The following is a 23734-nucleotide window of genomic DNA, read 5'->3' on the forward strand; positions in this document are numbered from 1 at the left end:
TCATGAGTTTATTTAGCATTTTTGATGTTGCTGGCTCGGGAATGTCAGCCCAATCGGTGAGGTTAAATACTACCGCGAGTAACATAGCTAACGCAGATTCAGTCTCTAGTAGCATAGATAAGACTTATCGTGCTCGTCATCCTATTTTTGAAGCTGAAATGGCTAAGGCTAAAAGCCAGCAACAAACCACTCAAGGCGTTGCAGTGAAAGGTATTGTTGAGAGTGATAAACCACTGCTTAAAGAATATTCGCCCGATCATCCAATGGCGGATGCGGACGGTTTTATTTATAAGCCCAATGTTAATGTTATGGAAGAAATGGCAGATATGATTTCTGCTTCGCGCTCATACCAAATGAACGTTCAGGTCTCTGAAGCAGCTAAGTCTATGCTGCAACAAACACTTGGGATGGGTAAATAACATGCGTAATGTAGGAGGTCAGTTGTGAGCCTCATTAATCAAATAAATCAAGCGGCAGTGCCGTCATCTCAGAATACCAGTTCTACAGGGAATCCGTTTCTCGATGGTATACGCTTGCCAAAAGACTCGATAGTGCCTGAGGCAAAAGGTCAGAACTTAACGCAAGAGGATTTTTTCTCTTTATTAAGTCAACAGCTGTCGATGCAAGATCCTTTTAAGCCTGTTGATAATGATCAAATGATTGCGCAAATGGCTTCGTTCTCTACGGTTGATGGGATCTCTAATCTTAATAAAGAAATCGTCAATTTAAATAGTGTAATGACATCGAGCCAAGCACTGCAGGCATCAGGACTTGTTGGCCGCAAGGTATTAATCCCAACAGATACGGGCAATATCTCTGCTGAAAGTCCTACGATAAAAGGCGTGATCAGTACCCCGAGTAAAATACCTGAGTTGACAGTGCGCGTTGAAGATGAAAAAGGCCAAGTAATTACGACTTTTAAAGTCGATGGTAGTGAAGGCGGTAACGTCGATGTCACTTGGGATGGTTTAGATAAAAACGGCCAGCCGGTTGCTGCGGGTAACTACTCTATTAAAGCCAGCGGTCTAGTTGATGGCAACGCTCAAGAATTACCCGTATCGACTTATGCCCATGTAAGCAGTGTGTCTTTAGGCACGGCGAGTACCGGGGCAATTCTCAATTTGAGAGGCGGAATGGGTATTAAGTTAACCGACGTATTAGCGGTATCTGAAACTTAAGTTCGCATAAAAGTAAGTTTGAGTGATCGCAGGATCCGAATTGGACGTTAGTCGTCCGCAATTGAATTGAGTCAAATGTAGAGGTATTTATGTCGTTTAACATTGCATTGAGTGGCATTGCCGCCGCACAAAAAGATTTAAACACTACCGCAAATAACATTGCTAATGCGAACACCATTGGCTTCAAAGAGTCTCGCGCTGAATTTGCCGATGTTTACGCTAATTCTATCTTCTCAAATGCGAAAACAGCTGTTGGGGGAGGGGTTGCGACGAGTCAGGTTGCTCAGCAATTTCATCAAGGTAGTTTACAGCTAACCAATAACTCCCTCGATATGGCGATTAAAGGTGGTGGTTTTTTTGTCACATCCTCTGATTTGGGCACCTCTGACCATGCATTTACCCGTGCGGGAGCATTCAAAGTTGATTCCAATAATTACATGGTGGATTCAGCTGGTAACTATTTGCAAACGTTTCCAGTAGACAAAGATGGCAACTCTACATCAGTGAGTTTAACGACGGCTAAGCCAGTGCAAATTCCTGACACTGCGGGTAGCCCAGTAAAAACGGAAAATGTCACTCTGCAAATGAACTTGGATGCTAAGGCTGCTACGCTCGATCCCGCTGCATTTGACCCAGCAGACCCAAAAACCTATAACAATGTCACTTCAATGACTATTTATGACTCCCTTGGCGAGTCACATATCATGACGACCTATTTTGTGAAGCCTAAAGACGGTGCATATAACGGCGAGAATAATTGGGTCGCTTATTATGCTGTTGATAATAAGCCTGTTAATTTGAGTGGCCCAGCAGGGAAATACGATGTAGATGCCGATGGTGATGGCTCTCCAGATGTACCACTTGTCTCTGGCGGTGGTGGTGTTTCAGCGCAAACAGCGGCTGGTTGGACTGGCGCCGTTTTGAAGTTCAATTCAGTGGGAGCATATATTGAGAGTAATCCTGCCGTGATTACTACTGAGCCGCTGGGTAATACGGGGGCTAATGTAATCGGCCCTGGAGCTGACGGTACTCAATCTTTAACGGTCAAGTTTAATGCCCCCACACAATATGCGGATCCTTTCTCAGCAACAGAGTTGAAGCAAGATGGAACGACAGTTGGGCGTTTAACTAACGTTGAAATTGGCACAGATGGTCTCATTACAGCTAGTTACAGTAATGGCTCGACGGTCAACCTGGCTCGGGTGGCATTAGTTCGTTTTGCTAATGAGCAAGGGCTAACGCAAGTCGGTAATACTTCGTGGAAAGCCAGTTTAGCCTCCGGCCCTGCGTTAGCGGGTGAGGCAAATAGTGGTACATTTGGTGGTATTAGCTCGTCAGCGTTAGAACAATCGAATATAGATTTAACGACTGAGCTAGTTGATTTGATTTCGGCGCAGCGTAACTTCCAAGCGAACTCTCGTACTCTTGAAGTGAACAACACTCTGCAACAAACCATTTTACAAATCCGCTAATTATTATATTGCTCAACTAAGTGTTGCCGCCTATGGCAACACTTAGCCTTTCTATACTGCTCCAACCATTCTCTTTATATATTTCTTATTTTTATCAGCAGATTAAACGTTATATTTTGTTGGCATGATGCTTGCTTTGCTATTGTCATGTAGAAAATTTGACGGAGTCGTCTGTGGACAAATTCCTTTATATCGCGATGAGCGGCGCTAAGCAAAATATGAATGAGCTGGCGCTCCGTGCGAACAACTTAGCCAATGCAAATACCGAGGGTTTTAAGTCCGATATGGCACAAGCCAGATCGATGCAAGCCTTTGGTGAAGGGTTGCCTACAAGGGTGTTTGCGATGACTGAGTCTCCGTCAGCAAATTTCAAATCTGGCCCAATAAAAACCACTGGACGAGATCTTGACGTTGCGATCAAAGGTGATGGTTGGTTTGCCGTGCAGACAAAAGACGGCACAGAAGCTTACACCCGTGCTGGTAGTTTAAGTTTTGATTCTACGGGTTTGTTACACAATGACAGAGGTAATCCTGTGATGGGCGATGCGGGTCCTATCGTATTACCACTTCCTATCGAAAAGGTTTCTATTTCTCAAGACGGGATAATTTCAGTGCGTCCCCAAGGTGCAACTGCCGAAGTAGTTGAGGAAGTGGGTCGATTGAAGCTGGTTAATCCAGGTAATGCCCAAATGATGCGTGGTGAAGATGGATTATTTCGGCTTATGTCTGGTGATGATGCTCCAGCTGACCCCACTGTCGGTCTTGAAAGTGGCGCAGTAGAGGGTAGTAATGTTAATCCTGTCGACGAAATGGTGTCGTTAATTAGCCTACAGCGTCAGTTTGAATTGCAAGTCAAAATGATGAAAACCGCGGAAGAAAACGATCGCGCTTCATCTTCATTAATGCGTATTAGTTAGGGGATAGACTATGCATCCGGCGTTATGGATTAGTAAAACTGGCTTAGACGCACAGCAAACTGACATTGCGGTGATCTCAAACAACGTGGCCAACGCCAGTACTGTAGGTTACAAGAAAAGTCGCGCAGTATTTGAAGATTTACTCTACCAAACCGTTAACCAAGCTGGCGGTGTTAGCGCTTCTAACACTAAATTGCCTAATGGTTTAAACATCGGCGCGGGTACTAAAGTGGTTGCTACGCAAAAAATGTTTACGCAAGGCAACATGCTGACAACGGATAACTCTTTAGATTTGATGATTGAGGGACCCGGTTTTTTTGAAATTCAATTACCCGATGGCACTGCTGCCTATACCCGAAATGGTCAGTTTACCTTAGATGATACCGGCCAAATTGTGACACCGGGCTCTGGATATCTGCTGCAGCCCGCGATCACTATCCCTGATAATGCAACCAGTATTACGGTCTCAGCTGAAGGCGAAGTCTCAGTAAAAATACCTGGAACAGCTGAAAACCAAGTGGTTGGTCAGTTGACCATGACGGATTTTATTAATCCATCGGGTCTGGATCCTATGGGGCAAAACTTATATACGGAAACGGGCGCGAGCGGTACACCTATCCAAGGTACGGCTTCGTTAGATGGCATGGGGGCCATTCGTCAAGGCGCCTTAGAAACCTCTAACGTGAACGTGACCGAAGAGCTAGTTAACCTTATCGAAAGTCAGCGCATTTACGAGATGAACTCAAAAGTGATTTCTGCAGTAGATCAGATGCTGTCTTATGTGACACAGAATTTATAGAGGCAAATATCATGGCTAGATATCTTGTGTTGGCCGTCGCGCTATTACTTGCAGCCTGTAGCTCGACGCAAAAGAAACCCCTTGCGGATGATCCATTTTATGCTCCTGTTTATCCAGAGGCGCCGCCGACTAAAGTGGCGGCTACGGGGTCAATTTATCAAGAAAGTCAATCTTCTAGCTTATATTCGGATATTCGCGCCCACAAAGTTGGCGATATTATCACTATTGTGTTGAAGGAATCGACGCAAGCGAAAAAAAGTGCCGGTAATCAGATTAAAAAAGGCTCCGACCTGAGCATAGACCCGCTCTTTGCCGGTGGCAGTAATGTTTCTGTTGGTGGAATCCCCATCGATCTGCGTTACAAAGATAGTATGAACACAAAACGTGAATCAGATGCGGATCAAAGTAATAGTTTAGATGGCAGTATCTCGGCCAATGTCATGCAAGTGCTAAATAATGGCAGCTTAGTGATCCGGGGTGAGAAATGGATCTCAATTAATAATGGTGATGAGTTTATTCGTGTCACGGGTCTCGTTCGCTCGCAAGATATTAATACCGATAACACAATCGATTCAACGCGAATGGCCAACGCCCGTATTCAATACAGTGGCACAGGCACTTTCGCAGATGCTCAACAAGTGGGCTGGCTAAGCCAGTTCTTTATGAGCGGCTGGTGGCCCTTCTAAGGATTCTTATCATGAAATATAAACGCGTTTTAGCGGTTGCCATGCTAGTGCTTTCTTTACCTAGTCAGGCTGAGCGGATTAAAGATATTGCCAATGTACAGGGCGTACGTAGTAACCAATTGATTGGTTATGGTTTAGTGGTTGGTTTACCGGGAACGGGTGAGAAAACCAGTTATACCGAACAAACCTTTATGACCATGCTAAAAAACTTTGGCATTAATCTGCCTGACAATGTCAAACCGAAAATCAAAAACGTTGCTGTTGTTGCTGTACATGCCGATATGCCCGCCTTTATCAAACCGGGTCAAGATCTTGACGTTACGGTATCGAGTTTGGGCGAGGCTAAAAGTTTACGCGGTGGCACTTTATTGCAAACCTTTTTAAAAGGGGTTGACGGTAATGTGTATGCCATAGCCCAAGGTAGCTTAGTGGTCAGTGGCTTTAGTGCCGATGGTTTAGATGGTTCAAAGGTGATTCAAAACACGCCTACAGTGGGCCGTATACCCAATGGTGCCATTGTAGAACGCAGTGTTACCAGCCCATTTGCGTCTGGTGATTATTTGACGTTTAACCTCCGTCGCTCTGACTTTTCTACTGCGCAACGAATGGCTGATGCGATTAATGATTTACTTGGCCCTGATATGGCTCGCCCTTTAGATGCGACATCAGTGCAGGTCAACGCGCCGCGTGATGTATCGCAGCGAGTTTCATTTTTAGCGACGCTAGAAAATCTTGACGTTATCCCCGCAGAGGAATCTGCCAAAGTGATCGTTAACTCACGTACCGGAACCATTGTCGTGGGGCAAAACGTACGTTTACTGCCTGCTGCAGTAACTCACGGCGGTATGACAGTCACGATTGCTGAAGCCACGCAAGTTTCACAGCCAAATGCTTTAGCAAATGGTCAAACAACCGTCACCAGTAATAGTACGATTACGGCAACAGAAAGTGACCGCCGCATGTTTATGTTTAACCCCGGAACCACGCTAGATGAACTGGTTAGAGCAGTAAACTTAGTCGGTGCAGCTCCTTCAGATGTGTTAGCAATATTAGAAGCGTTAAAAGTGGCAGGAGCTTTGCATGGTGAGCTTATCATCATCTAATTTCTGTCGGGAAAATCATGGAAAAGCTTTCAAGTTCATCACATTTTCTTGACTTGGGCGGGCTAGATTCACTCCGCGCCCAAGCACAGAAAGATGAGAAGGGCGCCTTGAAAAAGGTTGCCCAGCAATTTGAAGGTATTTTTGTGCAAATGCTGATGAAAAGTATGCGTGATGCCAACGCAGTTTTTCAGTCCGATAGTCCTTTAAATAGCCAATACACACAGTTTTACGAGCAGATGCGCGATCAGCAGTTGTCGGTCGATTTATCTGACAAAGGCGTATTGGGCCTTGCTGATATGATGGTGCAGCAACTTTCCCCTGAAACCAGTAATTTTACGCCAGCCTCGGTGTTACGCGACGATGGTGGCATGAAAATGCTCCATGATGATAAAGCGCTTAATTTACCAGCGCAAAGCGTTGCAGCTCCCACACCCACACCAGATGCTGAGCCCACGTTAGTGGTTAATGATGGCGTACCTGCTGCTATCGCCCGTCCCGTATTTGAGCCAGATAGAGCCGTCGATGCTAATTCATCAATGGATATTGATACTCCCCATCGGTTATTGGCCATCGATACGCCAAAGCCAAATTGGAGCGAGCAGGCACTTTCTGTCGTAGAACCTGTGATTAGTGGCCAAGTGTTGCCGACTACTGCGTTTAGAGAAACTCAAAAAATTGTCAGATTTAGTAGTCGAGAAGAGTTTTTAGCAACTTTATATCCCCACGCTGAAAAAGCTGCCAAAGCATTAGGCACTCAGCCAGAAGTATTGTTAGCCCAATCGGCACTCGAAACCGGTTGGGGGCAAAAGATTGTTCGCGGTAATAACGGCGCGCCAAGCCATAACCTTTTTAATATTAAAGCCGATCGCCGCTGGCTGGGCGATAAAGCTAACGTTAAGACCTTAGAGTTTGAACACGGTGTAGCTGTTCAGCAAAAAGCGGATTTTCGGGTTTACAGTGATTTTGAACATAGCTTTAACGATTTTGTGTCCTTCATTGCTGAAGGCGAACGTTATCAAGGAGCGAAGAAAGTTGCCGCATCCCCAACCCAATTTATTCGTGCTCTGCAAGATGCGGGTTATGCAACAGATCCTAAATATGCAGAAAAAGTCATTAAAGTGATGCAGTCCATCAGCGAAGAGCTGAAATCAATTTTGCCAGGAGAAGACAAATGATGAAGCTTACAACCCTGTTTGTTCATAGGAGTGTCAACTAATGGCGATTGATCTACTTAATATTGCGCGAACTGGTGTGCTTGCCTCTCAGTCACAACTTGGCGTTACCAGTAATAACATTGCCAACGCCAATACTGCCGGTTACCACAGACAGGTGGCAACTCAGTCGACGTTAGAGTCGCAGCGTTTGGGTGGCAGTTTTTATGGCACAGGCACTTATGTTAATGACGTTAAACGTATTTACAATGACTACGCCGCCCGTGAGTTACGCATTGGTCAAACCACCTTAAGCGCTGCAGAAGCCAGCTATGGCAAATTAAGTGAGCTAGATCAGCTATTTTCACAGATTGGTAAAATTGTGCCGCAAAGCTTAAATGATTTGTTTGCCGGGCTAAATAGCATTGCTGATTTGCCCGCTGATATAGGCATTCGTAATTCGACCTTAACTAATGCAAAACAGGTCGCCAGTAGCCTTAATCAAATGCAATCACATTTAAATAGCCAACTTAATCAGACTAATGATCAAATTGTTGGTATGACTCAGCGCATTAACGAGATAGGTACTGAACTGGCGAACTTAAACCTAGAGTTAATGAAATCGCCCAATCAAGATGCACAACTGCTTGATAAACAAGATGCACTGGTCCAAGAGTTAAGCCAGTACGCCCAAGTCAACGTGATCCCATTAGAAAATGGCGCAAAGAGTGTCATGCTCGGTGGCTCGGTGATGTTGGTATCCGGTGAAGTTGCTATGAAGATGGGAACTAAAGCGGGTGACCCATTTCCAAATGAGCGCCAACTTACGTCAAGCATTGGTTCACTGAGTGTCACTGTTGATCCGAGTAAACTGGGTGGGCAGCTTGGCGCCATATTTGATTATCGCGATCAAACGTTAATTCCTGCCAGCCACGAACTCGACCAATTAGCCCTAGGTATCGCAGATAACTTTAATAAAATGCAAGCGCAAGGCATCGACCTTAATGGGCAAGTTGGAGCTAATATCTTTAAAGATATCAACGATCCAATGATGTCTTTAGGGCGTGTAGCGGGTTTATCGGGTAATACGGGCACTGCAACCTTAGGTGTCACGATTGATGACACGAGCCTATTGACCGGCGGCGCCTATGAATTGTCATTTACCGCACCAGCAAGCTACAAATTAATTGATACACAAACGGGCAACACTACACCACTGACCTTGTCTGGCTCAACGTTATCTGGCGGTTCTGGATTTTCAATTGATATTAAAGCGGGCGCTATGGCGTCAGGGGATCGTTTTGCCATCCGTCCTACCGCCGGGGCATCAAACGGCATTGAAGTGGTAATGAAAGATCCTAAAGGTATTGCCGCCGGTTCCCCAAAAATAACCGCAGATGCTGCTAACTCGGGTAATACCCAAGTGAAGCTGACTCAAATTAATAATCGCAGTGCCGCAAACTTCCCTGTAACGGGCAGTGAATTAACCATCAAGCTTGATACCACTGCGGTACCACCAACCTATGAAGCATTTGATAGTGCAGGTGCATCACTAGGTGCTGCTGCACCTTATACCCCGCCAAGTATCAGCGCCTTCGGTTTTACCTTTGAAGTTGACAGCAAAGCTGTGGCCGGCAATGACCGTTTTACCTTCGATTTATCTTTCGCCGAGGGTGATAACTCTAATGCTGTCGCTATGGCTAAGTTGAGCGAAACTAAGCTGATGAATGGAGGGGAATCGACCTTAGCGGATGTCTTTGAGAAAACTAAGCTCGATATTGGCAGCAAAACGAAAGCAGCTGAAGTACGAGTTGGCTCGGCAGAGGCGGTGTATCAACAAGCATATGCGCGAGTAGAGAGTGAGTCGGGCGTCAACTTAGATGAAGAAGCGGCAAATTTAATGCGTTTTCAGCAGGCTTATCAGGCATCAGCGCGGATCATGACCACAGCGCAACAAATTTTTGACACGCTAATAACCTCAGTGCGTTAGGAGAATTAACCATGCGATTATCATCCGCACAGCTATTTAATCAAAGTATTACCAGCGTGCTGCAAAAACAAACAGCCACAAGCAAAATTCTTGAACAACTCAGTAGTGGTAAAAAAGTGAACACGGCCGGTGATGATCCTGTGGCATCACTGGGAATCGACAATTTGAATCAGAAGAATGCCTTAGTCGATCAGTTTATGAAGAATATCGATTATGCGACTAATCGATTAGCTGTGACCGAAAGCAAGCTTGGTAGTGCTGAAAATTTGACCTCATCAATTCGTGATCAAGTATTACGGGCGGTAAACGGCACACTAGGCGAATCAGAGCGGCAAATGATTGCCGATGAAATGAAAGGCAGCTTAGAAGAGCTCCTTTCCATTGCCAATACGAAAGATGAATCTGGCAATTATATGTTCTCTGGGTTCAGTACTAATAAAGAACCTTTCGCTTTTGACAACTCTACACCTCCGAAAATTGTCTATAGCGGCGATTCGGGCGTTAAAAATAGCTTAGTACAGGCTGGTGTTGCATTAGGTACAAATATCCCTGGCGATAGTGCATTTATGAAAGCGGCTAATGGACTTGGCGATTATAGCGTCAATTATTTGGCCAGTCAGCAGGGGGACTTTAGCGTTAAAACAGCAAAAATTGCTGACACTGCAACCTATGTACCTGATACATATGTTTTTAACTTTACCGACAACGGTGCTGGTGGCACTAATTTACAGGTGCTCGATTCTGCCAATAATCCCGTCGCCAATGTGATGAACTTTGATGCAACTCAACCTGTTAGTTTTAATGGAATAGAAGTTAAAGTCGAGGGAAAACCTAGCGCTGGCGATAGTTTCTCTATGGCGCCGCAGGCCGAGGTCAGTATTTTCGACACGATCAGCAGTGCAATCGCATTAATTGAAACACCTGATTCTGCCAACACACCTCAAGGTAGAGCACAGTTGGCACAAATATTGAATAGCATTGGTAGTGGCGTCAATCAAATTAGTTCAGCCAGAAGTGTGGCAGGGAATAATTTGAAGGTTGTCGAAAGTTACACTGAGATTCATACAGAAGAGAAAGTGGTGAATACATCAGCACTATCGTTGCTGGAGGATCTCGATTACGCATCAGCGATTACGGAATTTGAAAAGCAACAGCTTGCATTGAACGCGGTCTCCAGTGTGTTTAGTAAAGTGGGTTCTGTTTCCCTGTTTGATTATATTTAAGCGTATTTTTCTGGTAACACCGCCAAGAAATTTACAAGTAGTTTCAAGATTGGAAATAGCCAAGCTTCGAAGTCTTGGCAAGATTCTTAGAAGAGGAAATAATTATGGCTATTACAGTTAACACTAACGTGACCTCGATGAAGGCACAGAAGAATTTAAATACCTCCAGCAGTGGGTTAGCGACCTCAATGGAGCGCCTATCAAGTGGTCTACGTATCAACAGTGCCAAAGATGATGCTGCAGGTTTAGCCATTTCTAACCGTTTGAATAGCCAAGTTCGCGGTTTGGATGTAGGTATGCGCAACGCCAACGATGCGATTTCAATCGCCCAGATTGCCGAAGGTGCAATGCAAGAACAAACTAATATGCTACAGCGTATGCGTGATTTGACGATTCAGTCTGAAAACGGTGCGAACAGCACCGCAGACTTAACAGCCTTGAAAGCTGAGATGGACCAACTTGCGACCGAAATCGATGAAATTGGTAAGTCAACTGCTTTTGGTGAGACTAAACTGCTGACGGGAGGATTTTCTACTGGTAAGACTTTCCAAGTAGGTGCTCAAGAAGGCGAGGACATTAAAGTTACAGTAAAAACGAGTAATAAAACTTCATTGTCAGTAGGTAGTTTAGCTAACGCTACATCCGCTAACCGTGCATCTTCATTAGCGAAAATTGATGCGGCAATTAAAAACATTGATTCACAACGTGCAGATTTGGGTGCTATTCAAAACCGTCTAGCGCATAACATTAGTAATAGTGCAAATACCCAAGCTAACGTTGCTGACGCTAAAAGCCGAATTGTTGATGTGGATTTTGCTAAAGAAACATCCGTTATGACTAAAAACCAGGTATTACAACAAACCGGCTCAGCTATGTTGGCACAGGCAAATCAGCTACCACAAGTGGCGTTATCCTTGCTCGGTTAGTTTATGACCTTGAGCTAATGATGACTTCTTTTTTGCCTGTTTTTCTATGTTTTTTGTGGAAAGCGGGCAAAGTTTTTTACAAATAAAAAAATTTTTTAAAATAATCCTAAAGATAAAAAAAGTGCTGCCGTTAAATATACTGTAACCATTAAGACCCGCCTGGCTTAAGTAGACAGGCAAGTTGATAAGCCAGGAATAAAGAGGAAACGAATCATGGCCATTACAGTAAACACTAACGTCACATCATTAAAAGCTCAAAAGAATTTAAATACTTCAGCAGGTGGCTTAGCGACTTCAATGGAGCGCTTGTCGAGCGGTCTACGTATTAATAGTGCAAAAGATGATGCGGCAGGTTTATCGATTTCTAATCGTCTAAATAGCCAAGTGCGTGGCCTTGAAGTCGGTATGCGTAACGCAAATGATGCGATTTCAATCGCTCAAATTGCCGAAGGCGCGATGCAAGAACAAACCAACATGCTACAGCGTATGCGTGATTTAACCGTCCAGTCTGAAAACGGTGCAAACAGTGCTGATGACTTAACAGCGTTGAAAGCTGAAATGGATGATTTAGCGACAGAAATTGATGAAATCGGTAAAACTACTGCTTTTGGTACGACTAAACTACTGGCGGGTGGGTTTTCTGCTGGTAAGGTTTTCCAAGTGGGAGCACAAGAAGGTGAAGACATTAAAGTTGTCGTGAAATCGAGTAATAAAACTTCATTGTCTGTAGGTAGTTTAAATAACGCTACATCTGCTAACCGTGCATCTTCATTATCAAAAATTGATGCAGCAATTAAAAATATCGACGCGCAACGTGCAACGTTGGGTGCTGTTCAAAACCGTTTAGCCTATAACGTAAGCAATAGCGCGAATACTCAAGCTAACGTTGCTGATGCAAGAAGCCGTATCGTTGATGTGGATTTTGCCAAAGAGACGTCAACAATGACAAAGAACCAAGTGTTACAACAAACAGGTTCTGCGATGTTAGCTCAAGCGAACCAATTACCTCAAGTTGCCTTATCACTGTTGTAATGGTCAATATTAATCTTTAAAAGTGATAAGGGAGGTTCGGTAACGGATCTCCCTTTATTACATTGACGATAGATTGATTTTATCGTGCATTTATTTCGTATGTAATAGAAAACAAATGCCTACTGAGTGAGGGTATCTCTATGGACATCAGTATAGCTAGTTCATCTGCTCTAGCGCACAATAAAGTAGATTTGTTAAACGTGTCACTAAAACCTGCAGCGCCATTTGCAGATCCCAAAGAAAGTACTGTTACACTTAAGGACGAGCAGCGAACCGAAAAAACGACAACTGATGAGCCTAACCCAAATAAGCTTGATGAGGTTGCAGCAGAGCTTTCTGATATGATCTCTATGATGCGTAAGGGATTAGCGTTTAGGGTTGATGAGCATTCTGGTCAAGCTGTTGTAAGTGTGTTGGATAGGGATACGGGTGATGTGATTAGGCAAATGCCGAGTGAAGAAGCCTTGGCATTGGCTGAAAAACTGTCAGAGGTGACAGGCATTTTGATGAAAACAGAGGCATAAAACACATGCTGACTAATAGTATATAGTTGATGAATGAGAGGTTTGTATGGCATTAACAGCGACAGGTATTGGCTCAGGTTTGGATATTTCTAATATTGTTAAAGTATTAGTAGATGCTGAAAAAATGCCTAAAGAATCGATGTTTAATAAATCTGAAGACAGTATAAAAGCGAAAGTTTCTGCCATGGGAACGTTAAAAAGCGAGCTGTCTAAATTTCAAGATGCCTTAAAAAAATTACAAACTGGCGATGCCTTAAATCAACGTAAAATATCTGTTAGTAACCCAACGTATTTATCAGCAACTTCAGATAAAACAGCTCAAGCGGGTAGCTATGGCATTAAAGTCGAGCAACTTGCTGCTAATCATAAAGTAGCTGGGACCAATGTTACTTCGTCGACCTCAGTAGCTGGCGAGGGAAGCGTAGATTTTGGCATGAATGGCAAGAACTTCTCTGTTGATGTATCAGCAACAGATTCACTTGCTGATATTGCAAAAAAAGTAAATGAAGCTTCGGACAATGTTGGAGTGACTGCGACGGTTATCACAAGTGATGCTGGAAGTCGCTTAGTTTTTAGCTCAAATAAATCCGGTGAAGATAATCAGATTACTATAACAGCGAATGATACAGCAGGTACTGGGCTTACGGATATGTTTGGCGCAGGAAATACTACCACGCTGCAAGATGCTAAAAATGCAATTATTTATATTGATGATCAAAAAGTCACTTCACAAAGTAATGAAGTTAAAAATGCGATTACGGGTGTTACGCTGAGTTTAACTGATGCCGATATTGCTAAAACGACTACGTTAAAAATTACTCAAGATAATGATGCTGTTAAAACCAATGTTAAAGCGTTTGTAGATGCTTATAATAGTTTGGTGACAGCAGTTGATAAAATGTCGTCCTATAATCAAGATACAAAAACTGCAGCGGCATTGCAAGGTGACTCAATGATCCGCTCAATAGAATCACAGCTACGTGGTATATCAAGTGAGAGAGTACCAACCGAAAGTGGTGGGACAATAGCTTTATATGATATTGGTATTAAAACTGATAGATATGGCAAATTATCTGTAGATGATACCAAGCTTGATAAAGTGCTTTCGGAAGATATGTCCAGTGTTGAAGCCTTGTTTTCTAACTCTGAGAAGGGGCTTGCAAATCGATTTAATGATGTTGCCGATAGCTATGTTAAATCTCGGGGATTGATCGCAGATCGTCAAACGAGTTATACCACTCAGCAAAAACAATTGAGTGATCAAAGAGTCGCTTTCACACTCAAAATGGATCAGCTAACTGCTCGCTTATCAAAACAGTTTAATAAAATGGACTTAGTGGTTGGACAACTTAATCAGCAGGGCTCAGGTTTAATGGATCGTTTAAATTCATTGCCAGGAGCGGTTAGAAAAAGTTAATTTAATATCAGCTAAGGTATAAACGCAATGAAACAACTTGATGAGCTTAATATTCAATTAAGTGAGGTTTTGAGCAAATTAATTAAAACCCCTGCTGAAGAGCCACAATCTGACGATATGGTATCAAACTTGCTTAAACTAGTCGGTGAGCGCCAAGTTTTACTAAGTCTACTACTTAATGATGACAAAATGGATGATGCAGATTATCTCCAATATCAGCTTGATTTAAATGAGACGTTTACAATTCAATCAAACGTTATCATGGCAGATAGACAAGCATTGCTGCATGCTAGCAGTAAAAACAAGCGCCAAATTAATGTTTACGAAACAATAGATTCAAATAGGTAGGTGTTTATGCGAGGGTCATTACAGTCGTATCGTAAGGTATCATTAGAAAGTGAAATTACAGTCGCTTCACCACATCGAATTATACAGTTAATGTTCGCTGGAGCATTGCAGCGTCTTGCTCAAAGTCGCCTTGCAATCGAGCAGCGCGATTTATCAAATAAAGGGATTTATATAGGTAAAGCTATAGGTATTATCAACGGCTTAAACAATAGCTTAGATATGGATACCGGTGGTCAGATAGCTCGAAATTTGAGCGATCTTTACGATTTTATGTTGCGAAAAATATCTGAAGCTAATCTTAATAATGATGTTCAAGCTATCGATGACGTGTGTGATATTTTACGTAATATAAAAGAAGGATGGGATGCTATCCCTGCTGATAAACATCATATGTCAGCTCATACAGAAACGAATTAACGATTAGTTATAGCTTCATAAAGACGCAATTAGTGCGTCTTTTTATTGTCCATCGTCAATTTGTTGACCAAAGTGACTGTGACCTTGTCTTAAATGTACTAAAATCAATTCAGTTTGGCATAATCCTCATGAGAGGCTTGCTTCTCGTCTGCTGATAATACAATATTCATCGTAGTCGTGATTGTGGAACAGATTTTTTACATTGAATTTGTTAAGCTTTTACAGCAACTAACCATAAATAATTAATGCGAATTAATAAATATTAGCGTTTTACGGTCTACTGAATGATGCAAACAGATCAACGAATTTTACTTGTCGGACCACCATTAGAGCGACTCAGTCGCCTATGTTGCATTTTTGATTTTTTAGGCGAGCAGGTTGAGCAAATTGTCGTAGAAAATTTAAGTGCAAGTCTCAAAGATACTCGTTTTCGTGCCTTAGTTATTTTAGCTGATGCTATAGAACTTGAAGCGTTGAAAGAGACTGCTATCCAATATCCGTGGCAGCCCATATTGTTAATTGGGAGTGCGGGAGAGCTACAAGTCTCTAATATTCTTGGGTGTATTGAAGAGCCATTAAATTATCCTCAGCTGACAGAATTGTTGCATTTCTGCCAGGTTTTTGGTCAAGTTAAACGTCACCAAGTACCGACTAGTGCGAATCAAACTAAGTTATTTCGAAGCTTAGTTGGTCGCAGTGATGGCATTGCTAATGTAAGGCACTTGATTAATCAAGTCGCGACCTCCGAGGCAACTGTGCTTGTACTGGGGCAATCAGGTACGGGTAAGGAAGTCGTAGCCCGTAATATCCATTATTTGTCCGAACGCCGCGATGGACCCTTTATTCCTATTAACTGCGGCGCTATACCGCCAGAGTTATTAGAAAGTGAACTTTTTGGCCATGAAAAGGGCTCTTTTACTGGGGCGATATCTTCGCGTAAAGGCCGTTTTGAACTAGCAGAAGGCGGTACACTGTTTCTGGACGAAATAGGTGATATGCCCTTACAAATGCAAGTTAAATTACTGCGTGTACTGCAAGAACGAGTATTTGAACGTGTTGGTGGCTCAAAGACCATTAATGCTGATGTGCGTGTCGTAGCAGCAACCCATAGAGATTTAGAAACCATGATCAGCGTTAGTGAGTTTCGAGAGGATCTTTACTATCGCCTTAACGTATTTCCGATTGAAATGCCAGCCTTGTGTGAGCGCAAGGATGACGTGCCTTTGTTATTACAGGAGTTGGTTAGCCGAGTCTATAACGAAGGTCGCGGTAAAGTACGTTTTACGCAGCGCGCGATTGAATCACTGAAAGAACACGCTTGGTCTGGTAACGTACGTGAGTTATCAAATTTAGTTGAACGGCTGACGATCTTGTATCCGGGCGGACTGGTGGATGTTAATGATTTACCCGTTAAGTATCGCCATATTGATGTGCCAGAATTTTGTGTGGAGATGAGTGAAGAACAACAAGAACGTGATGTTTTTGCTTCTATTTTTAGTGATGAAGAGCCAGTAGACATCCCTGAAACGCGTTTCCCAAGTGAATTACCCCCTGAAGGTGTCAATCTTAAGGATTTATTAGCCGAGCTTGAAATCGACATGATACGTCAGGCGCTAGAGCTGCAAGATAACGTCGTGGCTCGTGCCGCAGAAATGCTCGGAATACGTCGTACAACTTTAGTTGAGAAAATGCGTAAGTATGGTATGACGAAAGATTAACCTTCTATTTCATTGTTATTGAAGTAGTTTTACCCTCTAGATTTTAATTTCTAATTTGGCATAGATTCTGCAGTCACTCCGTCATAAGCAATTTATTGACGGAGTGACTATGTCAGCCAATCCACTAGCGCAAATCGAGTCATTCAAGCACACTAGCAAACAATGGAACCAACTGCGTGAGGCCGCAAATATGTCCAATCGTATGGAACATATTTTACAGGCTATGCCATCTGGCGTGGTGATTATCAATGGCGACGGTATCGTTACAGATGCTAATCCGGTTGCGATTGAATTACTTGAACGTTCGTTGTGCGGGGCTCGATGGATTGATGTGATCCACAGTGCGTTTGCCCCACAGGATGATGATGGGCATGAGGTATCGCTGCGCAATGGTCGCCGTGTCAAACTAGCTATTACTCCCCTTACACCAGAGCCTGGTCAGTTAATCGTATTAACTGACTTAACTGAAACTCGATTATTACAGAAAAACATCTCCCATCTACAGCGCTTATCTGCACTCGGTAAAATGGTCGCGACTTTGGCCCATCAGGTACGTACACCATTATCTGCGGCCTTGTTGTATGCCTCTAATTTAGCGAGCCCTAAGTTGTCAGACGCCGCTAAAACTAAGTTTCAACAGAAGCTTGTTGATAGACTTAATGAATTGGAACGTCAAGTTAATGACATGCTATTGATGGCTAAAGGGCGCCAGGATCAACTCGGAGACTTAATTTCGCTTACCGATGTTATCAACAATGTTTTAGCTAATTGTGAACCGATAGCTGCACAGCAAGGATGTGACTTGTCATTCCATGATGTATCAAGCAGCTTGATGTTGGCTAATTCGAACGCATTAAGCTCAGCAATTAATAACTTAGTGATGAATAGTCTTGAAGCTGGCGCGACTGAAATTCGGATTGAAGCGAAAGAAGAGGGCGAGCAGTTATTATTGGATGTCATCGATAATGGTAAAGGTTTAGACGCGAGTATGCAAAATAAGGTACTTGAACCTTTTTTTACCACCAAAGCGCAGGGAACGGGACTTGGGTTGGCTGTTGTGCAATCTGTAGTCAGTAATCATGGTGGGCAGCTGCAACTCAGTTGTGTACCTAATAAGGGTTGTACAGTGTCTTTAGTTTTTCCTCGTGCTAAATCTGCGCGCGTATTACCTTTGGAGACATCCCATGTCTGAAGCCAAGTTGTTACTCGTTGAAGATGATGCATCATTGCGTGAGGCTTTACTTGATACTCTAATGCTCGCTCAGTATGAATGCATTGATGTGGCCTCGGGTGAAGATGCGATATTAGCCTTGAAACAACATCAGTTTGATTTAGTCATTAGTGACGTACAAATGCAGGGCATCGGTGGTTTAGGTTTATTAAACTATTTACAGCAGCATCATCCTAAGTTACCAGTGTTGTTGATGACGGCCTACGCGACTATCGGCAGTGCCGTTAATGCCATTAAATTAGGTGCTGTTGATTATTTAGCCAAACCCTTTGCCCCTGAAGTTTTACTCAATCAGGTTTCGCGTTATTTGCCGTTAAAGCAAAATGTAGATCAGCCGGTGGTTGCTGACGAGAAAAGTTTAGCGCTGTTAGCTCTGGCTCAACGTGTTGCCGCATCTGATGCTTCAGTGATGATTTTAGGTCCAAGTGGTTCGGGTAAAGAAGTATTAGCACGTTATATTCATCAACACAGCAGCCGCGCTGATCAAGCCTTTGTTGCCATTAACTGTGCGGCTATTCCTGAGAATATGCTCGAGGCAACGCTTTTTGGTTATGAAAAAGGCGCATTTACGGGTGCCTATCAAGCTTGTCCGGGTAAATTTGAGCAAGCTCAAGGTGGCACTTTACTGCTAGATGAAATATCTGAGATGGATTTGAGCTTACAAGCTAAATTATTACGGGTATTACAAGAACGCGAAGTTGAGCGTTTAGGTGGTCGTAAAACCATCAAATTAGACGTGCGTGTGCTCGCCACATCAAACCGTGATTTAAAATCTGTCGTAGCGGCAGGTGGGTTTAGAGAAGATCTTTATTATAGGATTAACGTGTTTCCCTTAGCTTGGCCAGCACTAAATCAACGACCAGCGGACATACTGCCGCTTGCACGTCATTTATTGGTCAAGCATGCTAAAGCATTGAATGTTGCCGATGTGCCGGAATTGGATGAGAATGCGCGTCGTCGGTTATTGAGTCATCGCTGGCCTGGTAACGTACGTGAACTCGACAATGTGATCCAGCGAGCTTTGATATTAAGAACGGGTCAATTGATTACTGTGAATGACATAATTATCGATACCCAAGACGTGATTTTGGGTAGTGAAGACTTAGATCCATTTGCGACTGAGCCCGATGGTTTAGGTGAAGAGCTTAAAGCACAAGAACACGTGATTATTCTTGAAACGCTAAACCTATGTCAGGGCAGTCGTAAACTGGTTGCTGAAAAATTAGGTATCAGTGCTCGTACCCTAAGATATAAAATGGCTAAGATGCGTGATATGGGCATACAACTGCCAAATTAGCCTATAAATTCAATTAACAATATCATCGCCTCCACCTTATGTGTGAGGCTCTATGTGCTAAAGATTAATTACCCAAGTTAACCATAGAATTCAAAACGCCTAAATATTGATTTCTTCTTTTATCCGTCAGTTTCTTGTTAATAACGACCAACTGAAAACTTGGCCGTTATTTTGCATTGTCTCAATATAGATATTTTGAACGTCAAGAACTCGACGACTGGGAGCTCAGCATGCAAATAGGCGCAAATTCATTCCTGCAGGAAATGCAGAAACTCCAAGGCGAAATCACGCCGTCTTTCGGCGTTCAGCCAAATATCATGCAGCAAGTCAATAACACTAGTGGTGCAGACTTCGGACAGTTGCTATCACAAGCCGTCGGTAATGTGAGCGGCTTACAGTCGGCATCATCAAACCTAGCGACGCGCTTAGAGATGGGGGATACTACGGTTTCTTTATCTGATACCGTCATCGCCCGTGAAAAAGCCAGTGTCGCCTTTGAGGCAACGGTGCAAGTGCGCAATAAACTTGTAGAAGCTTATAAAGAAATCATGAGCATGCCTGTCTAGGCCAATAAATAACCCAATTAGCAGGTACGAATCGTGAGTACAGAAATGATTGTTGGATCTAATTCCGACTTAACTGACCAAGGTGTCCAGCAAGAACATAAGCCAGGAATGATGGCAAATCTTGGCAGTGCTGACAGTCTGCGCCAGATTACAATGATTTTAGCGTTGGCAATTTGTTTGGCCTTAGCCGTATTTGTGATGCTTTGGGCCCAAGAGCCTGAGTATCGTCCATTAGGTAAGATGGAAACCGAGGAAATGGTTCAGGTGCTAGATGTGCTTGATAAAAATAAAGTGAAGTATCAGATTGATGTAGACGTTATTAAAGTTCCTGAAGATAAATACCAAGAAGTCAAAATGATGTTGAGCCGTGCTGGCATTGACAATTCTACCGCTAATAAAGATTTTTTGACTCAAGACAGTGGTTTTGGTGTGAGCCAAAGAATGGAACAAGCCCGCCTTAAGCACAGCCAAGAAGAAAATTTAGCTCGTGCAATTGAACAGCTGCAAAGTGTTAGCCGTGCCAAAGTGATCTTAGCCTTACCTAAAGAGAACGTCTTTGCTCGTAACGCCTCAAAACCGAGTGCGACTGTGGTTATCAACACTCGCCGTGGCGGTCTGGGCCAAGGTGAAGTTGATGCTATTGTCGATATTGTCGCCTCAGCGGTTCAAGGACTCGAGCCTGCACGTGTTACCGTCACCGATTCTAACGGCCGTTTATTAAACTCAGGTAGTCAGGATGGCGCATCAGCAATAGCGCGCCGCGAACTTGAGTTAGTGCAGCAAAAAGAAGCCGAGTACCGTACTAAGATTGAATCCATTTTAGTACCTATTTTAGGCCCTGAAAATTTCACCTCGCAAGTTGATGTCAGCATGGATTTTACTGCGGTCGAGCAAACATCAAAGCGTTATAATCCTGATTTACCAGCATTGCGTAGCGAGATGACCGTTGAAAATAATAGCACGGGCTCTTCAGGTGGCATTCCAGGCGCATTAACCAACCAACCCCCAATGGAATCAAATATTCCAGAAGACGCTACGACAGCAACAGAGTCAGTCATCGCGGGTAATTCGCACCGTGAAGCGACGCGTAATTTTGAGCTGGATACCACTATTAGCCATACTCGCCAACAAGTCGGTTCTGTTCGCCGTATCAGTGTATCTGTGGCTGTTGATTTCAAACCTGGCGCCGCCGGAGAAACGGGGCAAGTGGCACGTGTAGCTCGCACAGAGCAAGAGTTAAGTAATATTCGTCGCTTGCTCGAAGGCGCTGTGGGGTTTAGCTCACAACGAGGTGATGTACTGGAAGTTGTCACAGTTCCGTTTATGGATCAATTAGTTGATGATTTACCCGCACCCGATTTATGGGAGCAACCTTGGTTCTGGCGTGCAGTTAAGTTAGGCATTGGTGCATTGGTTATCCTAGTGCTGATTTTAGCGGTAGTGCGCCCGATGCTAAAGCGTTTAATCTACCCAGACAGTGTGGATATGCCTGAGGATATGAGGCTCGGGAATGAACTGGCGGAAATAGAGGATCAGTATGCAGCTGACACTTTGGGGATGCTCAATACCAAAGAGGCGGAATACAGTTATGCCGATGATGGTTCAATTCATATCCCTAATCTTCACAAAGATGATGATATGATTAAGGCTATTCGTGCGCTTGTGGCCAATGAGCCTGAGCTATCTACCCAAGTAATAAAAAATTGGTTACAAGACAATGGCTGAGAATAAGACGAAAGACGTCACTGCTGCATCTGGCTTCAATATTCAAGATATCAGTGGCGTTGAAAAAACCGCCATCTTACTTCTTAGCCTGAGTGAGACCGATGCTGCCTCTATTTTAAAGCACTTAGAGCCAAAGCAAGTGCAAAAAGTAGGCATGGCGATGGCCGCGATGGAGGATTTTGGTCAAGAAAAAGTGATCGGAGTACACAAGCTGTTTCTTGATGATATTCAAAAGTATTCGTCCATTGGTTTTAACAGCGAAGAGTTTGTTCGCAAAGCCTTAACCGCTGCATTAGGAGCTGATAAAGCGGGCAACTTGATTGAACAAATCATCATGGGTAGCGGTGCCAAGGGCTTAGATTCGTTGAAGTGGATGGATGCGCGTCAGGTAGCGACCATTATTCAAAATGAGCATCCTCAAATCCAAACGATTGTTTTATCTTATTTAGATCCCGATCAAGCGGCGGAGATATTCGGTCAATTCCCAGAGAATACCCGTCTAGATTTAATGATGCGTATCGCAAACCTTGAAGAAGTACAACCTGCGGCATTACAAGAGCTGAACGATATAATGGAGAAACAGTTTGCTGGCCAAGGTGGTGCACAAGCAGCGAAAATGGGTGGCCTAAAAGCGGCTGCCAACATTATGAACTACTTAGATACCGGCATTGAAAGCCAGTTGATGGAAACCATGCGCGAGTCAGACGAAGAAATGGCGCAGCAAATTCAAGATTTGATGTTTGTATTTGAAAACTTACTCGATGTTGATGATCGCGGTATTCAAGCCATGCTACGGGAAGTACAACAAGATGTATTGATGAAAGCACTCAAAGGCACTGATGAGCAGCTGAAAGATAAATTCTTGAACAACATGTCTAAACGTGCCGCTGAACTATTACGTGACGATCTTGAGGCCATGGGGCCTATTCGTATTAGTGAGGTGGAAGTGGCTCAAAAAGAAATCCTGTCGATAGCCCGTCGTTTAAGCGATAGCGGCGAAATTATGTTGGGTGGCACTGGTGGCGATGAGTTCCTCTAATCCAAGTGACAATAAATTGTCGAATAAAATTGTGAGCGATAGTGATATCGAATTTAGTCATTGGGCGCTGCCTGATGTCACTGAAGCTGAAGATGATTCAATATCAAATCTATTTGGTCGTTCAAATCATCAACAGCCTAAGCCAACAACCGTTGAGAGTGTGGCTCCGCCAACCATGGCTGAGATTGAAGATATTCGTGCTCAAGCAGAAGAAGAAGGCTTTACCGAGGGCAAGCAGCAAGGGTATGAACAAGGGTTAGAAAAAGGCCGCTTAGAAGGCTTAGAGCAGGGGCACACCGAAGGGCTCACCCAAGGGCATGAGCAAGGATTAGAAACCGGCTTAGCCCAAGCTAAAACATTATTATCACGGTTTGAAGCCTTATTAACTCAATTTGAAAAACCATTGCAATTACTCGATGGCGATATTGAACTTTCCCTACTTAACTTGAGCATGACATTAGCTAAATCGGTCATAGGTCACGAATTAAAAACCCATCCAGAACAAGTGCTTTCTGCACTGCGCTTAGGCGTAGAATCGCTTCCGATTAAGGAGCAAGCAGTGACCATTCGCTTGCATTCTGACGATGTGACTCTTGTTGAACAACTTTATTCCACCGCTCAATTGACCCGTAGCAAATGGGAACTTGAAGTCGACCCGACTTTAAGTGCTGGCGATTGTATTCTTAGTAGTCATCGCTCTTTAGTTGATTTAACGCTTTCATCACGCATTGATACCGTATTCGAGTCACTACGCAACCAACATATGCATTTGAGTGATAAACAACATCAACTTCAGGAGACTATTGAGTCTGAAAATACCGCTAAACAAGTGGTTACTTCTGAGGCGATGGAGTCTACAGATGATCAAACTGTAAATGATGCAGATAACCAAACTGTCGATACGGTTAACCAAGACGCTAAGGATATGCTATCAGCCTCGAACACAGGTGAGCATTTAGATACCAAATAGGATGC

General features: G+C 43.5%; 23 protein-coding genes. All 23 read left to right on the top strand.

Going from position 1 to position 23734, the window contains the following annotated elements; genetic code table 11:
• Positions 1-2: 2 nt before the first annotated feature.
• The 23 genes from flgC to fliH all read left to right on the top strand — a co-directional run bounded on the left by flgC (position 3) and on the right by fliH (position 23729).
• On the top strand, positions 3-419 hold the full coding sequence (gene flgC / locus ACRN9H_RS01930) for a flagellar basal body rod protein FlgC (protein ID WP_076496648.1): 417 nt from the start codon (positions 3-5) through the stop codon (positions 417-419).
• 24 nt (positions 420-443) lie between these two features.
• Positions 444-1178, top strand: coding sequence for a flagellar hook assembly protein FlgD (flgD, locus tag ACRN9H_RS01935; RefSeq protein WP_432312233.1), 735 nt, complete (start codon positions 444-446; stop codon positions 1176-1178).
• 89 nt (positions 1179-1267) lie between these two features.
• Positions 1268-2650 carry a flagellar hook protein FlgE gene (gene flgE, locus ACRN9H_RS01940; RefSeq protein ID WP_432312234.1) on the top strand — a complete coding sequence of 461 codons (1383 nt, stop codon included), beginning with the start codon at positions 1268-1270 and terminating at the stop codon, positions 2648-2650.
• 173 nt (positions 2651-2823) lie between these two features.
• Positions 2824-3567 carry a flagellar basal-body rod protein FlgF gene (gene flgF / locus ACRN9H_RS01945; protein WP_432312235.1) on the top strand — a complete coding sequence of 248 codons (744 nt, stop codon included), beginning with the start codon at positions 2824-2826 and terminating at the stop codon, positions 3565-3567.
• 10 nt (positions 3568-3577) lie between these two features.
• Positions 3578-4366, top strand: a complete 789-nt coding sequence (gene flgG / locus ACRN9H_RS01950; RefSeq protein WP_432312236.1) for a flagellar basal-body rod protein FlgG — start codon at positions 3578-3580, stop codon at positions 4364-4366.
• Between the two features lie 11 nt (positions 4367-4377).
• Positions 4378-5052: a flagellar basal body L-ring protein FlgH gene (flgH, locus tag ACRN9H_RS01955; RefSeq protein WP_220774620.1), complete on the top strand. Its 675-nt coding sequence runs from the start codon at positions 4378-4380 to the stop codon at positions 5050-5052.
• 11 nt (positions 5053-5063) lie between these two features.
• Positions 5064-6155 (top strand): flagellar basal body P-ring protein FlgI, encoded by a 1092-nt coding sequence (locus ACRN9H_RS01960; protein ID WP_432312237.1) that lies wholly within the window; start codon positions 5064-5066, stop codon positions 6153-6155.
• 17 nt (positions 6156-6172) lie between these two features.
• On the top strand, positions 6173-7330 hold the full coding sequence (gene flgJ / locus ACRN9H_RS01965) for a flagellar assembly peptidoglycan hydrolase FlgJ (protein ID WP_432312238.1): 1158 nt from the start codon (positions 6173-6175) through the stop codon (positions 7328-7330).
• 40 nt (positions 7331-7370) lie between these two features.
• On the top strand, positions 7371-9296 hold the full coding sequence (flgK, locus tag ACRN9H_RS01970; RefSeq protein ID WP_432312239.1) for a flagellar hook-associated protein FlgK: 1926 nt from the start codon (positions 7371-7373) through the stop codon (positions 9294-9296).
• Between the two features lie 11 nt (positions 9297-9307).
• Entirely contained in the window at positions 9308-10519 is a 1212-nt protein-coding gene (flgL, locus tag ACRN9H_RS01975; protein ID WP_432312240.1) for a flagellar hook-associated protein FlgL, read from the top strand.
• A gap of 104 nt (positions 10520-10623) precedes the next feature.
• Entirely contained in the window at positions 10624-11445 is an 822-nt protein-coding gene (locus tag ACRN9H_RS01980; protein ID WP_076496658.1) for a flagellin, read from the top strand.
• Positions 11446-11658: 213 nt separating this feature from the next.
• Entirely contained in the window at positions 11659-12477 is an 819-nt protein-coding gene (locus tag ACRN9H_RS01985) for a flagellin (protein WP_432312241.1), read from the top strand.
• Between the two features lie 140 nt (positions 12478-12617).
• Positions 12618-13001: a flagellar protein FlaG gene (locus ACRN9H_RS01990; RefSeq protein WP_432312242.1), complete on the top strand. Its 384-nt coding sequence runs from the start codon at positions 12618-12620 to the stop codon at positions 12999-13001.
• 46 nt (positions 13002-13047) lie between these two features.
• Entirely contained in the window at positions 13048-14418 is a 1371-nt protein-coding gene (gene fliD / locus ACRN9H_RS01995) for a flagellar filament capping protein FliD (protein ID WP_432312243.1), read from the top strand.
• Between the two features lie 27 nt (positions 14419-14445).
• Complete coding sequence (locus tag ACRN9H_RS02000) at positions 14446-14766, top strand: flagella biosynthesis chaperone for FliD, FliT (protein WP_432312244.1); 321 nt, start codon at positions 14446-14448, stop codon at positions 14764-14766.
• Between the two features lie 6 nt (positions 14767-14772).
• The gene (fliS, locus tag ACRN9H_RS02005) at positions 14773-15183 is read left to right on the top strand and encodes a flagellar export chaperone FliS (protein WP_076496663.1); all 411 of its coding nucleotides are present in this window, start codon (positions 14773-14775) and stop codon (positions 15181-15183) included.
• Between the two features lie 284 nt (positions 15184-15467).
• Positions 15468-16901, top strand: a complete 1434-nt coding sequence (locus ACRN9H_RS02010; protein WP_432312245.1) for a sigma-54 dependent transcriptional regulator — start codon at positions 15468-15470, stop codon at positions 16899-16901.
• 109 nt (positions 16902-17010) lie between these two features.
• On the top strand, positions 17011-18093 hold the full coding sequence (locus ACRN9H_RS02015; RefSeq protein WP_432312246.1) for a sensor histidine kinase: 1083 nt from the start codon (positions 17011-17013) through the stop codon (positions 18091-18093).
• Positions 18086-19429, top strand: coding sequence for a sigma-54-dependent transcriptional regulator (locus ACRN9H_RS02020; protein ID WP_432312247.1), 1344 nt, complete (start codon positions 18086-18088; stop codon positions 19427-19429). The genes ACRN9H_RS02015 and ACRN9H_RS02020 overlap by 8 nt, the downstream gene beginning before the upstream one ends.
• A 230-nt stretch (positions 19430-19659) precedes the next feature.
• A complete protein-coding gene (gene fliE, locus ACRN9H_RS02025) occupies positions 19660-19995 on the top strand; it encodes a flagellar hook-basal body complex protein FliE (RefSeq protein WP_028761191.1) in 336 nt (111 codons plus the stop codon).
• Between the two features lie 45 nt (positions 19996-20040).
• A complete protein-coding gene (gene fliF / locus ACRN9H_RS02030) occupies positions 20041-21720 on the top strand; it encodes a flagellar basal-body MS-ring/collar protein FliF (protein WP_432312347.1) in 1680 nt (559 codons plus the stop codon).
• Positions 21713-22759, top strand: coding sequence for a flagellar motor switch protein FliG (fliG, locus tag ACRN9H_RS02035; protein ID WP_432312248.1), 1047 nt, complete (start codon positions 21713-21715; stop codon positions 22757-22759). The genes fliF and fliG overlap by 8 nt, the downstream gene beginning before the upstream one ends.
• On the top strand, positions 22746-23729 hold the full coding sequence (gene fliH / locus ACRN9H_RS02040) for a flagellar assembly protein FliH (protein ID WP_432312348.1): 984 nt from the start codon (positions 22746-22748) through the stop codon (positions 23727-23729). Before fliG ends, fliH begins: the two co-directional genes overlap by 14 nt.
• Positions 23730-23734 lie beyond the last annotated feature (5 nt).

Source organism: Shewanella sp. MF08487 (genome assembly GCF_050848685.1).
GTDB classification, from domain to species: Bacteria; Pseudomonadota; Gammaproteobacteria; order Enterobacterales; family Shewanellaceae; genus Shewanella; species Shewanella glacialipiscicola.